General features: G+C 48.7%; 13 protein-coding genes, 1 tRNA gene and 1 pseudogene. 9 read left to right on the plus strand and 6 right to left on the minus strand.

Features of this window, described 5'->3' with window-relative positions; all coding sequences use genetic code 11:
* Window positions 1–18 precede the first annotated feature (18 nt).
* The 3 genes from rsfS to GA004_RS03100 are packed head-to-tail and all read right to left on the minus strand — an operon-like array spanning window position 19 to window position 2,085.
* Window positions 19–414 carry a ribosome silencing factor gene (rsfS, locus tag GA004_RS03090; RefSeq protein WP_283395831.1) on the minus strand — a complete coding sequence of 132 codons (396 nt, stop codon included), beginning with the start codon at window positions 412–414 and terminating at the stop codon, window positions 19–21.
* Window positions 411–1,028: a nicotinate-nucleotide adenylyltransferase gene (gene nadD / locus GA004_RS03095; protein WP_283395832.1), complete on the minus strand. Its 618-nt coding sequence runs from the start codon at window positions 1,026–1,028 to the stop codon at window positions 411–413. The genes rsfS and nadD overlap by 4 nt, the downstream gene beginning before the upstream one ends.
* Entirely contained in the window at window positions 1,015–2,085 is a 1,071-nt protein-coding gene (locus tag GA004_RS03100) for a sigma-70 family RNA polymerase sigma factor (RefSeq protein WP_283395833.1), read from the minus strand. Before GA004_RS03100 ends, nadD begins: the two co-directional genes overlap by 14 nt.
* 748 nt (window positions 2,086–2,833) lie before the next feature.
* On the opposite strand from GA004_RS03100, the gene GA004_RS03105 reads away from it, so the two are divergent.
* The 6 genes from GA004_RS03105 (at window position 2,834) to GA004_RS03130 (ending at window position 9,158) form a co-directional block, all read left to right on the plus strand.
* On the plus strand, window positions 2,834–3,436 hold the full coding sequence (locus GA004_RS03105) for a VPDSG-CTERM sorting domain-containing protein (RefSeq protein ID WP_283395834.1): 603 nt from the start codon (window positions 2,834–2,836) through the stop codon (window positions 3,434–3,436).
* Window positions 3,437–3,721: 285 nt separating this feature from the next.
* Window positions 3,722–3,808: transfer RNA gene (locus tag GA004_RS03110), tRNA-Leu, on the plus strand.
* A 366-nt stretch (window positions 3,809–4,174) separates the two neighbouring features.
* Complete coding sequence (locus GA004_RS03115; protein ID WP_283395835.1) at window positions 4,175–5,692, plus strand: sulfatase family protein; 1,518 nt, start codon at window positions 4,175–4,177, stop codon at window positions 5,690–5,692.
* 195 nt (window positions 5,693–5,887) lie between these two features.
* A complete protein-coding gene (locus GA004_RS03120) occupies window positions 5,888–7,159 on the plus strand; it encodes a Na/Pi symporter (protein ID WP_283395836.1) in 1,272 nt (423 codons plus the stop codon).
* A gap of 475 nt (window positions 7,160–7,634) precedes the next feature.
* On the plus strand, window positions 7,635–8,072 hold the full coding sequence (locus GA004_RS03125; RefSeq protein ID WP_283395837.1) for a VPDSG-CTERM sorting domain-containing protein: 438 nt from the start codon (window positions 7,635–7,637) through the stop codon (window positions 8,070–8,072).
* Between the two features lie 81 nt (window positions 8,073–8,153).
* The gene (locus tag GA004_RS03130) at window positions 8,154–9,158 is read left to right on the plus strand and encodes an alpha/beta hydrolase (protein ID WP_283395838.1); all 1,005 of its coding nucleotides are present in this window, start codon (window positions 8,154–8,156) and stop codon (window positions 9,156–9,158) included.
* A gap of 398 nt (window positions 9,159–9,556) precedes the next feature.
* Here the strand turns inward: GA004_RS03130 and GA004_RS03135 are convergent, their stop codons facing one another.
* Complete coding sequence (locus GA004_RS03135; protein ID WP_283395839.1) at window positions 9,557–10,387, minus strand: amidohydrolase family protein; 831 nt, start codon at window positions 10,385–10,387, stop codon at window positions 9,557–9,559.
* A 176-nt stretch (window positions 10,388–10,563) separates the two neighbouring features.
* Between GA004_RS03135 and GA004_RS03140 the strand changes: the two genes are divergently transcribed.
* The 3 genes from GA004_RS03140 to GA004_RS03145 all read left to right on the plus strand — a co-directional run bounded on the left by GA004_RS03140 (window position 10,564) and on the right by GA004_RS03145 (window position 12,588).
* The gene (locus tag GA004_RS03140; RefSeq protein WP_283395840.1) at window positions 10,564–12,057 is read left to right on the plus strand and encodes a sulfatase-like hydrolase/transferase; all 1,494 of its coding nucleotides are present in this window, start codon (window positions 10,564–10,566) and stop codon (window positions 12,055–12,057) included.
* 149 nt (window positions 12,058–12,206) lie between these two features.
* A complete protein-coding gene (locus GA004_RS17880) occupies window positions 12,207–12,425 on the plus strand; it encodes a DUF1223 domain-containing protein (RefSeq protein ID WP_343218821.1) in 219 nt (72 codons plus the stop codon).
* On the plus strand, window positions 12,385–12,588 hold the full coding sequence (locus tag GA004_RS03145) for a hypothetical protein (protein ID WP_283395841.1): 204 nt from the start codon (window positions 12,385–12,387) through the stop codon (window positions 12,586–12,588). Before GA004_RS17880 ends, GA004_RS03145 begins: the two co-directional genes overlap by 41 nt.
* A 134-nt stretch (window positions 12,589–12,722) precedes the next feature.
* Here the strand turns inward: GA004_RS03145 and GA004_RS17885 are convergent, their stop codons facing one another.
* Window positions 12,723–13,352 carry a peptidylprolyl isomerase gene (locus GA004_RS17885; RefSeq protein ID WP_343218836.1) on the minus strand — a complete coding sequence of 210 codons (630 nt, stop codon included), beginning with the start codon at window positions 13,350–13,352 and terminating at the stop codon, window positions 12,723–12,725.
* An 81-nt stretch (window positions 13,353–13,433) separates the two neighbouring features.
* Window positions 13,434–13,688 (minus strand): annotated as a pseudogene (locus GA004_RS17890) (peptidylprolyl isomerase); the annotation flags it as partial.
* Window positions 13,689–13,869 lie beyond the last annotated feature (181 nt).

Here is a 13,869-nt window from a genome sequence, read left to right on the forward strand (position 1 = left end):
AAGCGTATCGAACCGTTTTTAGGCGCTTTCTTCAATGTTGGACATTAGCGGTTCGGCGTCGATTGCTTTGGCGTCTTTCCAAAGAGTCTCTAAATCGTAATTTTCCCGCATTTCGTGAGTGAACAAATGGATCATAACGTCGAAGGCATCGACGACGGACCAACCGCTGTGGTCACCCTCGTCCACGCCGAGTATGCGTACTTTGAGGTCCTTCAGCGTCTTGTCCAGATCGCGCTTCAAGGCACGCAGATGAGGCTGTGAGTTGGCAGTAGCGAGTATCAGGTAGTTTGTGATAGTCGAAATTTTGCTCACATCGAGTATCGCGATGTCCTCCGCCCTGGTATCGTCCAACGCGTGGCAACAAGCTCCGAGAAGTTGCCTGTATTTGGAGGAAAGATTTGTTTCTTGGCTCATGTTGTGGTCAGTTCGTCTCGATAGAGACCCCGCGAGTTGATGTAATGAAAGACCGACTCTGGCAAGAAGTACTTCGGGAGATCACCCGATTTCGCTCGGTTTCGAATCTCAGTGGAGCTCATTGGGATGCGTTCCATCTGCAAAGGATGGAGCTTTGTCAGACTCGAAACAACCTTTGGTAGGCTAGCTTGATCATCCCGTTCGAGATAGACGAATTCCACCTTTTGCACTAAATCCTCAATATCTCTCCATCGGTCTAGCTGTTTCGCCTGATCTCCTCCGATTATCCAAAAAAGCTTCGCCCCTGGATTCTGGCAGGCTACTCGTTCGGCGGTTTCTATCGAGTAGCTAATTCCACCCCGTTCAATCTCAATGGTTGAAACTTCAAAGTATGGGTTGTCCCCAATAGCGAGGCGGATCATCTCGACTCGGTCTTCGTCTGACGCCGCAGGAGAATTCACTTTGAGTGGAGATTGCGCTGCGGGAATAAAGAGGATGCGATTCAGTCGAAATTGCTCGATCGCTTTTTTGGCAATTGACAAATGACCTTCGTGGATGGGGTCGAAGCTACCTCCGAATAGCCCAATTCGCAGGGTTTGGTCAGGCAAGCTCATTTACAAAAAGAGAAAACATTCCCTCCAGCCTAGCCAAGGCGCGTTTCTCTCGTCGGGTGACTTGCTGACGGGAAATACCGGTCGCCCTCGCGATTCCCTGGAGCGTATCGACGACTTCCTTATTGAGAATACCAAATCGTAGAGCGATGACTTCGCGTTGCTTGGGAGAAAGTTGAGCCAGCGCCTTTTCTAGAATCTCGACTAAATCAGTTCTGGCCGCTGCCGCAATTGGAGACAGGATTTCCGATTCGAGTTCAATCGCCGTAGTGGATGACATGTCACTCAAAAACTCTATGTGAGGTTGCTGAATACAATTGAGAGCAAGGGTTAAGTTTTTCGTGTCTAGGCTGGTGTGGGATGCAGTTTTTTCCGACCGCGAAACTTTGGAGATGAGGTTGACGGGTGCTGAAACAGGGATACTGTTCTTCATCAGGTAATTTCGGATACGCCTCTTTGTCCATTGAAAGGCATAGCTTGAAAATGGCTTGTCGGATTCAATCCGATCGATAGCCTGCAATAGACCCAAGGCTCCTTCCTGTTCGCAATCTTCTCTTCGATCGCTGCCGCGACAAATTTCTTTAGCTGCCTGAACTGAAATGTACTCGTAGTTCTGATACAAAATTATTTGGGCGTTTTTATAAGAGCGATACCGTGAGGCCAATCTAAGTTCAAGTGCCCGCTTGAGCTCTTGCCAATGTATCAATGTAAGCTCTGCTCCAGCTCCAGGTCTACCAGAGAAACCCCAAGCTCTGTTCAGCGATAAAACCGAGCTACGTTTCAATCTTGGAAGCCGAATATCAAAAATGTGGCTGACGACGTCTCGCTTGGATTCCAAAGGCAGCGAGAGCACCGCTTGAACAAAGTTGATTCCCTGTCTCTGCCCCGGCAGATCAAGTGCGTCGATCGCAGATTGGATGCTATTTTGCCATTCGGGGACTCCCAGCGTCGCGTCCAAAGCCCTCCGAAAGCGAGCTATGACGAGCGTGGCCGCCTGCTTAGTTTCTTCTGAAATCGTGGCGGTCTCCGTCAGCTGCTTGGGATTTTCAGTTTTGGACATCGTAGAAAGTCGGACAAATCTTGGTCCTAACTTAGAAGCTGCGGAACGAATCGCAAGTCTCTGTTTTCTATGAGTCTCAGGCGTAAAGAGATTCTTAATGCATAAGAGAATCTTTTTTGGAACATTATCAGCAAAAGGTTATCTAATAAGGTATCATAGTTGTATTTGCCGACAAACTCGCCCTCAGGGCGGTTTTGATGCGGTGAGAATAAAGGAGTGGGGCAGTCTTGGGGAAGGCTGCCCTTTTCTTTTCTTATTTGGTGCCAAGGGCCAAAATTAGCAGATCTTCTGTCAATACTCCCCAAAAGTGGTTCAGCTAATGGGAGTGCTTGATCTTTGAGAAGCGGGATGCAATAATTTTATCACACTTAAGTTAGCTTGTTCGGCGTTAACCTGTATAGCGATGTCGAAGGGGTGATTCAAAGGGGCAGTTCGGGAGGGCTGCTTCTTTTTTTTCCCACTTGGCCACGCTCGCGGTGAGATGACACGCTCCCAAAACCCATCCCCCAAACAAGGGGCTTTGCACACATACGAGTAATCAGCCTCTCGAAAAAATAGCTCTCCGATGGCTCCGTTGGCGGTTTTTGAGCAGCCGTCCAAAAATGAAAATGAAAGAAAAAGGCGAGCTTTGAATGCAAAAACCACAGATTAATGAATGGCAGTTTTGGAGATTATGCAAGAAACCCTGATAGCACGATAAGGGTGCGTTTTGTTATACTTGTCGCTAGACATGCAAGGGGTGAATACGATGAAACGTACCGCGGATCTGCTCAAAATCAGTCTTCTGTTGGCACTACTCCCCGCCTCGGCATCGGCAGTTCTGATTTTCAATATCGATACATTCACCACTGATCAATTGACAATCAGTATTCCTGCAGGGTCCGCGACCCTTGATGCAACAGGGACGCCTCCACCCGCACGCTTTGGATCCAGTGATTTTTACCTAATTGATCCTAATGGACTTAACTCCGACTGGCTAGTTGGCAATGCCAGCGGTACGGGCAGCGGAGAAATTGATGGAAAAGCCATCAATCATTTCCATTCTTTAAACGACGTGAATATCGGCGCCCCTCATGACGTTTTAGCTTTTTTAACTGACGATTTTCTCTCAGCTGGAGATACGGTTACTTCTGCAATCTTGATTACATGGTCAGGAAGCAATGCATTTGACCCATCAGCCATTTCTTCGTTGTTGCTAACTTGGGGAGCAGACGGATCTGGTGTATCCTATCCTTATGGCGATCCTCAGGGTACGACATCGACATCAGCGGTCCCCGACACAGGCTCCACAGCAGCCCCTCTTGGAGCTGGCGTTGTGGCTTTAGCCTTTGCTAGGCGAAGGTTGGGATAAAGGCTTCCCCACCTAGTAAGGCTTTATGGCAACATTCTTTTCTGGGGGCTGTTGATCCATATAAATTGCGATCCGGCTGCCGCTCCCTCCCCATGCTTCGTTGGCGACTCACTGAAGTTTCTGTCTTTTGTTTTCAGCAAGATTGACAATGCAGGCGTCACCTTTAGACATCCCATTCTTATTCGGTTAATCAGGTTTTAGTGTCGTTTTAGAGTCAACAATTCCATTACTAGCAAATGGCTTTGACATCCTTAGATTACATAAGATGTTGATTAACAACCTGAAGCCCAGGTGGCGGAATCGGTAGACGCAGCGGACTTAAAATCCGTTGTCCGTAAGGACGTGCGGGTTCAAGTCCCGCCCTGGGCACCATGATAATCAATGACTTAGTGATTATTAACAAATATTCTTGGCCAATTCCGGATATAAGCGGCTCCTAGTAAATGATAATAAAATTTATTTAAGCGACATCTTCCATGTTTTAAAACTGTCGCTTTAGTACCTCATTCAATCCCTATTCCCCCAATTCCAGTGACAGATTTTTTTATCTACTAGCATCATACGAAAGTCCGAACAGCCACACCGATACCTAATGGACTTTGGTACGAATAATTACGAGTTATACAACCTCGACGCAGACCCTTCTGAGCGCTGGGATCTGGCTAACATTTACCCGGAAACCGTGCACGAATTAAAAGCGGAATTAGATCAGTTCAAGGCAACGATTAAACAAAGGTGATGAAGACGAAAATTATTTTATTTCTATTGAGTTTGCTTACATCGGCTGCTGCTGAGCAACCCAATGTAATACTCATCTATGCGGATGATCTAGGTTATGGCGACCTGAGTTGCTACGGAGCCACCAAGGTGCAGACGCCTAATATCGATCGACTGGCGAGAGAGGGTCGCAGCTTCCTCGACGCGCATTCGCCTTCGGCGGTTTGTACACCATCCCGCTATGGCCTAATGACAGGCGAGTACCCCTTTCGCCAGGGAACAAGCGGATCCTGGGGCCCCTTGGTTCATACAAAAGGACTAATAATTGATACCGACAAATTGACCCTTGGTCGGCTTTTCAAAGAGGCTGGCTACAACACCGCTGCCGTGGGCAAGTGGCACCTTGGATTCGGAAAGGAAAAAGCGGATTTCAATAAACCATTAAGGCCTGGACCCTTGGAACTCGGATTCGATTACTATTTTGGTTTATCATCCAATAATAGTGCGAATCCCTATGTTTATATCGAAAACGACAGGGTCTTTGGTTGGGATCCTAGCGATCCTTTAGTCCGAATGAAAAGCGATGGCCCATTGCCTTATTCATTCGAGGAGGTCGGTCGCATGCAGCTGAATCGTTACGAGGGTGCATCGAAGGCACGAAGGATCTACGATAATCGTATGACGGGAACGCTCTTCAGCGAAAAAGCGGTTGATTGGATTCGAAAGGAGGGCGACCAACCTTTTTTCTTCTACTACGCACCGCCGCAAATCCATCATCCTTTTACGCCTCACCCTCGCTTTGTCGGCACCAGTCAAGCGGGGATGTATGGCGATTTTATTCATGAACTGGATTGGATGGTGGGTGAAATTTTGGATACCTTGGATGAACTGAGCCTGACGGATGAAACACTCGTAATTTTTACAAGCGATAATGGTGGAATGTTCAATCTAGGCGGTAAGCAAGCCTGGCATAAGGGGCACCGCCAGAACGGTAATCTGCTCGGGTTCAAGTTCGGCGTCTGGGAAGGTGGACACAGGGTTCCTTTCCTTGCTCGTTGGCCTGGCAGGATCAAGGCTGGAAGTTCTTCGAATCACCTGCTATCGAGCTTGGATTTATTGGCCTCATTCGCTTATCTGCTCGGTCGGGAACTTGAGAGCGACGAAGGTCTGGACAGCTTGAATCAATTGGAAACGATTCTACGAGAGCCGAACGAATCAGTTCGTGATGAGCTGGTCCTTCTTCCCAGAGAAGAAAAAAGCATGGCCCTGCGAAAGGGCGATTGGGTCTATATCTCATCTCAAGGGGACGGTAGCGGCGGAATCGGAACATCGAAGCGGGGAGGCCCCTGGGCCGTTGGATACACTGCGACTAGAAACAGCGACATCGGAATTGACGGGAGCATTCGCTCTGGCGCACCGATAGAACAGCTCTATAATCTGAAGACGGATCCCTATCAAACGACGAACATCATTCGAGATCATCCTCGAGTCGCTGCTGAGATGCGCGATGGTTTGCTAATGAAGAAAAATGAGGACTAGGCAGGGCAATGGAACTATCAATTTAATAAGGTTTCACTACCAGAGTTTCCGGGGCTCCCGGCTCGTCGTGGTCATACATGTAGTGGAAAAAGTAAAGTAGGAGTCGGATCTCCGGAATAAGTTTTCACTTTCGTAACAATGGTGGGGGTATTTTGCCTTGAGCGAGAGGGGACTGTTACCCGTTCTGGATGGTATATGTCTGAAACAAATGGATCGATCTTTTCAGGTAATCAACTGCCAGAGCGATCAGGCGATCATTCGTTTCTGACCTGGCTCCAGGTCGCCGCTTTCATCTACCTCCTTCTCGCTGGGGTTAGCACGATTGGGGCGGGGTTCAAATGGGCTTCCGGAGGTGCGGAAGGAGCTGAGAAGATTTTCGCGTTCGCCACGAATCCCGTCGTGGGGGTAATTTTGGGTACCTTGTCAACCGCACTGGTTCAATCATCCAGTACGGTGACGTCCGTTATAGTCGGCCTGGTGGCGGGAGGGGTGCCTGTATCAATCGCCGTACCTATGATTATGGGAGCGAATATGGGCACGACAATCACCAACACAATCGTGGCCCTAGGTGATGTGAAGGATGGAAAGACTTTCAATAAGGCCTTTCGGGCGTCGACGGTGCACGATTTCTTCAATCTCTACAGCATCGCCATTTTCCTCCCAATCGAAGCGATTTTCCATCCGTTGGAGCGACTAGGGGGAGCTCTTTCCAACCTGCTCGTGGGCGATTTTAATGCCTCCATGAAAGGTATCAATTTTATTGGGGCACTCACCAACCCTCCAGCCGAGTGGATCAAGCAACTCTTGCAGGGAATGTCGGATACATTTGGCGGTATCCTGATGGCGGCGATTGGTATCGGCTTTATTTTTATGTCGGTTGCCCGGCTGGGCAAAGAGCTCGGCGCGGTTATGCGTGGACCCGCAAGGCGGATCGTTGACAAATCGTTTGCAGCGGGGCCGGTGGTCGGGATTTTGGCGGGAACCATTATGACGGTGCTGGTTCAGTCGTCTTCGACCACGACCAGCCTAGTCGTTCCCCTAGCTGCGGCGGGTGTTCTAACCTTGAGGCAAGTCTATCCATTCACGCTGGGCGCAAATATTGGAACTTGCATTACGGCGGTCTTGGCGGCGACGGCTGTTTCTGGTGTGGGTGCGGGAGTGGCGATGCAAATTGCGTTTGTGCACCTATTGTACAATGTTTTCGGAGTGATCGTATTCACTGTCGTGCCCTTTCTGTACGATCTCCCCGTGAGATCTGCCGAATGGCTAGGAAATAAGACGGAAACGCATCGAGGCTGGGCTTTCGGATACATCGGCTTGGTGTTTTTCCTACTGCCTGGGAGCGTTCTGGGAGTTCAGGCGCAACTAGACGGTGATTCTTCTCCTCAGGAATCTCCCGATTTCGACTCAGCGGCCAAGAGGGAAGCGGAAATGGAGATGGATAAGTCGGGAACCGTCATCGAATAGGTCATCCGCTCGGCTTGGAGAAACGTTTGGGTTTCTCGTTGAGGAAATAGGTCTTGCGCCTTTTATCGGAACGAGGTGGAGCTCGAGTTCCTTTTTGAAGACGGCAATTTGGTGGCGGTGAATAAGCCGCCCGGCATTTTGGCGGAGAGTTCGTCGGGGTGTGAGATGAAGTTGTTGAAATGCGTGCCGGAAAAGATTGGGATAAGGTTTCCCTGCCTCAGAGATTATTCTTTTTTTGCGAGAAACCCTAACAGTGCGATCAGGGTGACAAAAGGGTGGGATTTTGCTACAGTTGCCGGAGTAATGAAGAGTCTCTTAAAGGTTAGTAAGCTATTTCTCGTTTTGGCACTGCTCCCTGCCTCGGCATCGGCAGCTTTAATTGTCAGTGACTGGACAACGACACCCACCTCGCTGAGTTTTAAGATAACTGGAGAAATTGACGGGGGGCCACGATCGGACCGTTAGCGGCCCATCTATGCATATTGGACCCCAGACCAGCAGTCTGCCGTACGACCCAGAGAAATCCTCGATTGTGAACCTCACGGTCACGTCACTCGGCGGTTCACCAACCGCTCTTGATAACAACCTTTTGGGCCGACCGGGAGAAGCTGGAGCCTATTTAACCAATGATGAATTCGGGGTTAATATCCAGCTCCAAAAATTGGGTGGTGATTGGCAGGCAGGCGATACTCTGAAATACAGCATTAGCTTTTCGGACGCTAGTCTGTATAACTTAACCTCGTGGGATCCCAGTGGAGCTATAGTGTCTGCAGGATGCGACGTTTACGACAACACCCCCGAAGCGTCCTATCAGGTTGGGTATTTCGCCCCTGTCCCCGACACAGGCTCCGCAGCAGCTCTCCTAGGAGTTGGTGTAGCGGCTCTAGCCTTTGCTAGACGGAAGCTGGGATAGGGTATTTGTCATAAACCCTAACACCGTTCGCCCTTGCCAATTTATACGAGGCGGAAGTAGGGTCAGGTTATGTTTTCTGGCGTGTTAATTCTGTTACTGTTTGGTCTTTTGACTCCCTTATTTGGAGCTTCTGGGCCATTTGATGCTATCGAGACCGAGGAGATTTTGGTAGACGCCGACACACAGGGTATTGAACTTTTTGTTCGTATAAAAAAATCAAAGTTAAAAAAGGATCATCAAAGTCCTCTAGTACTTTGCGTTCATGGTGCTACTTACCCCGCTGAAACTTCGTTTGACCTCCAACTAGACGGTTTTTCATGGTTAGATTATATGGCAGCAAGAGGCTACATTGCCGCCATTTTAGATATTAGGGGATATGGGAGATCTACGAGACCACCGGAAATGGAAGCTTCTCCTGCTTTGCACTCACCAATTGTAGATACGGCGGTTGCGGTGCGAGATGTCACCAGTGCTGCCAACTATCTTCTAAGGAAATTTGAAAAAGAAAGATTAAATCTGATAGGCTGGTCTTGGGGAACCGCGATTATGGCTGGTTATGCGGCAAAGAACCAAAAAAAAGTATCAAACCTAGTACTATACGCACCGATTTGGCACAGGCAAACACCGAGCCTTATTAGCACCAACAAATCTTTAGGCTCATACAGACTTGTTTCCAAGGAAGATGCTTTATTGCGTTGGTCATCTGGCCTCTCGGAAGACCAAAAAAAAGAGATCTTAAATCCAACTTGGCAGCAAATTTGGGCTGAAGCGACCTGGAGAACTGATCCGCTTGCGATGAGTGAAGGGTTTTTAAGAGCACCGAACGGCGTAATAAAAGATGTTAGAGAATATTGGCAGTTGGGCCTATCGACCTACGAGCCCACAAGAATTGTTTGTCCAACCCTTCTAGTAGTCGCACAATATGACAAAGATACACCTCTTTACATGACCAAGGCACTATACGCTAGACTCTCTAATTCAAACCGGAAAAGCCTCAAAATATTAGACACCGGGACTCACACGGTAATGTTGGAGAAAAATCGTCTAGAGCTTTTTGAAGCCGTAGATTCCTTTATGTCTCAATGAAAATCGAATCTGCTGATTTAGTTCGCAAGGCTATGACCGCCGACCCCAAGCTGATGGGTGAGTAGGTGGGAAACGTTTGGTGGCCAATCTGTATGCAAATTGTATGCAAAATGATCACGCTTTTATGACATCGTTGTTAAGCAACCACTTACACAGCAAAAAAGTGTTCGCTCTGGGCACCAATCGCAGGTATCAAGCCTCAATTGTGCCGCTGAGTGCGTGTCGAAGAGTAAGGCTTTTGGGACTTTCGCCCTGCCAGTGGTCCGGTTATGCTCCGCATTCTGGTCTTGTCGCACAACCCGCCGGCTCGCATCCCGACCGAGTACCTGTAAGAGCGGCACGCTCAAGATATGGCAAAATACGTATTCTTGCGAGGATCGAAACAGTGGATCCTGATGCTAAATATTATAGATACGACAAGCGTTCTGCCCCAGAATATTAGACTGCTCATATTCGGATAGAGATTCGGTCATCGATAGAATCGTTTGATGCCATCGGGTATACTCCGCTCTTAAAAGGCAAACAGGCCAATCCGAGCCTGCTATTAGCCGGTCGGGGCCAAACGCCTCGAGAACGGTATCGACGTAGGGCTTTAGGAGATTGGGGCTCCATCTGGAATCAATGACTTCGGTGACCATTCCTGACAGTTTGCAGGCCACGTTTGTCCGTTTGCTGAGTTCAAGAATGTTCTCTGCCCAGGTGCTATCGAATCTAGCGGAACAGATTTTTGGTTTTGCGATGTGGTCGACCACGAACTGAAGATTTGGGTGTTGATCGACAAATTGGATGGTCTGGGGAAGATGCTTTTCGAAAATAAGAATATCGTAGACTAGATTTCGAGGTCCGAGCTGCCGAATCCCCTGATTGAAATCTTTCCTTAAAATGAAGTTGTTGTCTTTCTCGTCGTGGATCACGTGGCGCACGCCCACAAGCTTTTGGTTCTCATTCAACCGGTCAAGGGACGCGTTGAGATCGGTACGGCAGAGCGGGACCCAGCCTATAACCCCCATAACAGCGGGATTTGCGTCGGAAATTTCAAGAAGCCATTCTGTTTCATCGATGGTTTGCCTAGCTTGTACCGCAATACATCCGTCGATGTTGTTTTCAGCCATTAGTGGTTCTAAATCAACGGGAAGAAAGTCACGTTTCAAGACTGTATGCTGCTCAGAGATCCAGCCATACTCAGTCGGGTCGTATCTCCAGAAATGCTGATGGGAATCGATTTTCATAAGGGGTGGGAAGTGCTATCCGTATTTATTGAAACGCTTCGCCACTGTTGCAAGTGGCTTTGTGTCTAGGGAATTTAGTTGAACTAGATGCACTGGCATTTCGATTGTACCGTGAACTCTGAACTTATGCCAATTTGGTATTTGAAATTCGGTCACGACCGATCAATTTTCTCCAAATGCCTAATCAAGCGGTTTTCATACTTACGGATACACAGGGGACAGACGTCATCGGATGCTATGGCCGACCCGAAGTGAAGACGCCTTATATCGATAAGATGGCTGCAGAAGGAATCCGATTTAACCGCGCATATTCCACCCAGCCGGTATGTGGCCCGGCTCGGTCAGCGATCTTTACAGGGTTGTATCCACATTCCAACGGTGTACTTGGAAATGATATGGCACCGTGCTTAGACGCTAAGACGACTGGGGAGCGACTTTCTGGTTTGGGCGTCCGCACCGGCTATATCGGCAAATGGCATTTGGACGGGACAGACTATTTTGGCAATGGAGTTTGTCCTGAGGGTTGGGACCCAGATTACTGGTTCGATGGGCGCTGCTACCTCGATAGTTTGGGAAGCAAGGAGGAAAGGGACTTTTCTCGACTCGTTCCGACGGCTAAAGACATGCGAGACAATGGGTACGATGAAACGTTTACGATGGCCCATCGTAGCGTAGACAAGGCATTGGAGTTTATTGAGCGCTACAAGGATGAAGACTTTTTTCTCGTCGTCTCCATAGACGAGCCACATCATCCTTTTATCTGTCCCGCAGAATACTTGGAAGCTTTCGAAGGTTTTGAATACAAGCTGGGCCCGAATGGGAAGGATACTTTGAAGGATAAGCCTCTGTCTCAGAGAGATTGGTCGAATCATGTTAAGTCGCATCTTGGAGATGGTGAGACGCTTCGGATGGACGCTTTTTTCGCGTGCAACAGTTATTGTGACTATGAAATTGGGCGAATTAACAATGCTATAGATAAATGGGTACCGAACGCTTTGTCAATTTACACATCTGATCACGGTGACATGTTGGGGTCGCACGCATTGCTGGGTAAAGGTCCAAATATGTACGAGGAGATCGCGAAAATTCCTTTCATTGTCCGATGGAATGGCCATTCGCCAGCTGGAGCAGTTGTGGATCGTCCCATTTCGCACATCGACCTTGTGCCCACGTTTTTGGAATTCTTTGGCCAAGATTCACCAGAGATTCTGCATGGTGAAAGCCTGTTGACGGTCTTTTCGAATCCGACTGTGTGCGACCGGGAAAGGGTGTTTTTGGAGTTCAATAGATTCGAGCTGGATCACGATGGGTTTGGAGCGTTTTCACCGACAAGGTGTGTCACGAATTGCAGATACAAACTAGCCATCAACCTTTCGGATAAGGACGAGTTGTACGATTTGGAAACCGACCCAGACGAGCTTAGGAATCTCATTGATGACGAAGCGCATGCGGAGGTCAGGGATCAGCTCCATGGAGAGATCGTTGAATGGATGAATCGTACGAGAGATCCTTTTCGGGGGCCGCAGTGGATTTCCAGAGCTTGGAATGGACGGGCAGCGAGCAGTTGGGGAGGATCGACTCGACCCCGTCCCGCCGATGGATTCAATCCGCACACCCTGCTATACGATACCGCTGAACCCATCGATCGCCTTGTCTACGACAAGCATTGAGTTCGTTTTAGCGGGACTTGCAGAGGGCAAACGCCACCACTAGAGAATGATTTAGGTTCCTGAGTGCGTTGAGATTCTTTTGCCATCTAGATCCCTCTTGAATCGTATTCAAACTTATTAGGTGTATTGTTTGGGTACTCGGAATGGGAATGGCGGGAAGTCTTTTGTTATGGGATGTGTTTCGTTTGGAGAGCGGACCCGAGTCGCCTCAGCTGATCGAGCTCTATACATCGGAAGGCTGTAGCAGTTTTCCTCCTGCTGAAAAATGGTTAAGTGGATTCTTGAAGGATCCAGGATTGTGGACGCACAGAGTTCCTGTAGCCTTCCATGTTGATTACTGGGATCGCCTCGGCTGGAAGGACAAGTGAAAACACGCTTCGCCAGTACCGGCTTAGGGATGAAGGCGCTATGAAATCAATCGACACACCGGCTTTTCTCGTTAACGGCCAAGAGTGGAGAGGGTGGTTTCAGGGAAGATCGATCGATGAAGCTCAAAGCTTTGATGCACTTTGGAGAGCGACTGCAGACTAGGAAAAATAATGTAATAGTGGATACAGAAATAGTATCTTAATTATGAATATAAATCTTCCCTAGGTTCGGGTTTCTTTCTGAAAAAACGAAATTTCCGTTGGGGAATTGGTCTACGCAGGTATTTGATCAATGGTCTATATCCGCTCAATCGAAACGCGCAGGATTTGAACATCATCGACTGGTTTGTCGCCTGCTTCCGTTTCCACTTCCTGAATTGCGAGGGCTACATCCATTCCTTCGATCACTTTTCCGAAGACAGTGTGTTTGCCATTCAGCCAGCTCGCCCCGTCCGTATTCGTGACAATAAAAAACTGAGACCCATTGGTGCTAGGACCAGAATTGGCCATGCAAACTGTGCCGTATTCTACTTTGCCTGTAAGAGTGGGTTGCTCCACTGGTGTGTCGGTCCCGATGAGGGCTTGGAGCTCTTCAACGGTCTTACCGATTAACGGTTGGCCTGAGTTTGAGGCCTGAATTGCGGTGAAAAGGGCAGCGACTTCTGGTAAAGGGCTTTCTCCTTCGTGTTCTTGCAAGTGGGGTGCGAAGAGAGCTTGGAATACTACGTTCGCTGCGTCCTCGTCCTTAATCTCGCCCGTTAGCTGAGCGAGTTCTGGCTCGAATCGAGTCAATTTGTCGGTAGATCCCAGCAAGGCCTGGAGTTCTTCCACAGTCTTTCCGATGAGTGGCTCGACGCTTTGAGTAGTTTGTATTTCCTGAAAAATTGTGGCGATTTCTGTGATAGGACTATTGCCTTGGTTCTCCATCAAATGGGGACGGAAGAGTGTCCCAAAAACTTCATTCGCGGTAGCGGCGTCGGCAATTTCACCTTCAAGAGGGACTACTTTACCGGCATAGCACTCATCTTGAAACTGGTAGCCCGGACCGCCTGTACCCGTTCCGAGTGGGCAACCTCCTTGGATCATAAAGTCCTTTATGACACGGTGAAAAATGAGGCCGTCGTAGAAGGGCTCGTTTTTCTCTTCTCCATCGGGAGCGGTCCAGGTTTTGGAGCCGTCTGCGAGGCCGGTGAAATTCTCGACAGTAATCGGGGTCGTGTCTTCAAAAAGCTCTATCACGATCGTGCCCTTGTTCGTTTCCATACGAGCGACTAGAGTCGTTGGTTTTTTCGAACATCCTGCGAGAATGGTGAGGATCGCAATCAGGCTGAGAGCGATGGAATTGGAGTAAGAAAGCTTCATAGGTGGCGAAGTAAGAGTGCACTCGATTAGTGCGGCAATCTCAATTTTGGACGCTAGGCCAATATGGACTGATAATTGGCTA

Origin of the sequence: Candidatus Pelagisphaera phototrophica (genome assembly GCF_014529625.1) — a bacterium.
Taxonomy (GTDB): Bacteria; Verrucomicrobiota; Verrucomicrobiia; order Opitutales; family Opitutaceae; genus Pelagisphaera; species Pelagisphaera phototrophica.

What these genes read in the sequence shown, in the direction of transcription:
- GA004_RS03120 (WP_283395836.1), top strand. Translation starts at nt 5,888, where the DNA reads ATGTCTGAAACAAATGGATCGATCTTTTCAGGTAATCAACTGCCAGAG.
- GA004_RS03115 (WP_283395835.1), top strand. Translation starts at nt 4,175, where the DNA reads ATGAAGACGAAAATTATTTTATTTCTATTGAGTTTGCTTACATCGGCT.
- GA004_RS03105 (WP_283395834.1), top strand. Translation starts at nt 2,834, where the DNA reads ATGAAACGTACCGCGGATCTGCTCAAAATCAGTCTTCTGTTGGCACTA.
- rsfS (WP_283395831.1), bottom strand. Translation starts at nt 414, where the DNA reads ATGAGCCAAGAAACAAATCTTTCCTCCAAATACAGGCAACTTCTCGGA.
- GA004_RS03135 (WP_283395839.1), bottom strand. Translation starts at nt 10,387, where the DNA reads ATGAAAATCGATTCCCATCAGCATTTCTGGAGATACGACCCGACTGAG.
- GA004_RS03125 (WP_283395837.1), top strand. Translation starts at nt 7,635, where the DNA reads ATGCATATTGGACCCCAGACCAGCAGTCTGCCGTACGACCCAGAGAAA.
- GA004_RS03140 (WP_283395840.1), top strand. Translation starts at nt 10,564, where the DNA reads ATGCCTAATCAAGCGGTTTTCATACTTACGGATACACAGGGGACAGAC.
- GA004_RS03145 (WP_283395841.1), top strand. Translation starts at nt 12,385, where the DNA reads ATGTTGATTACTGGGATCGCCTCGGCTGGAAGGACAAGTGAAAACACG.
- GA004_RS17885 (WP_343218836.1), bottom strand. Translation starts at nt 13,352, where the DNA reads ATGGAGAACCAAGGCAATAGTCCTATCACAGAAATCGCCACAATTTTT.
- GA004_RS03100 (WP_283395833.1), bottom strand. Translation starts at nt 2,085, where the DNA reads ATGTCCAAAACTGAAAATCCCAAGCAGCTGACGGAGACCGCCACGATT.
- GA004_RS17880 (WP_343218821.1), top strand. Translation starts at nt 12,207, where the DNA reads ATGGCGGGAAGTCTTTTGTTATGGGATGTGTTTCGTTTGGAGAGCGGA.
- nadD (WP_283395832.1), bottom strand. Translation starts at nt 1,028, where the DNA reads ATGAGCTTGCCTGACCAAACCCTGCGAATTGGGCTATTCGGAGGTAGC.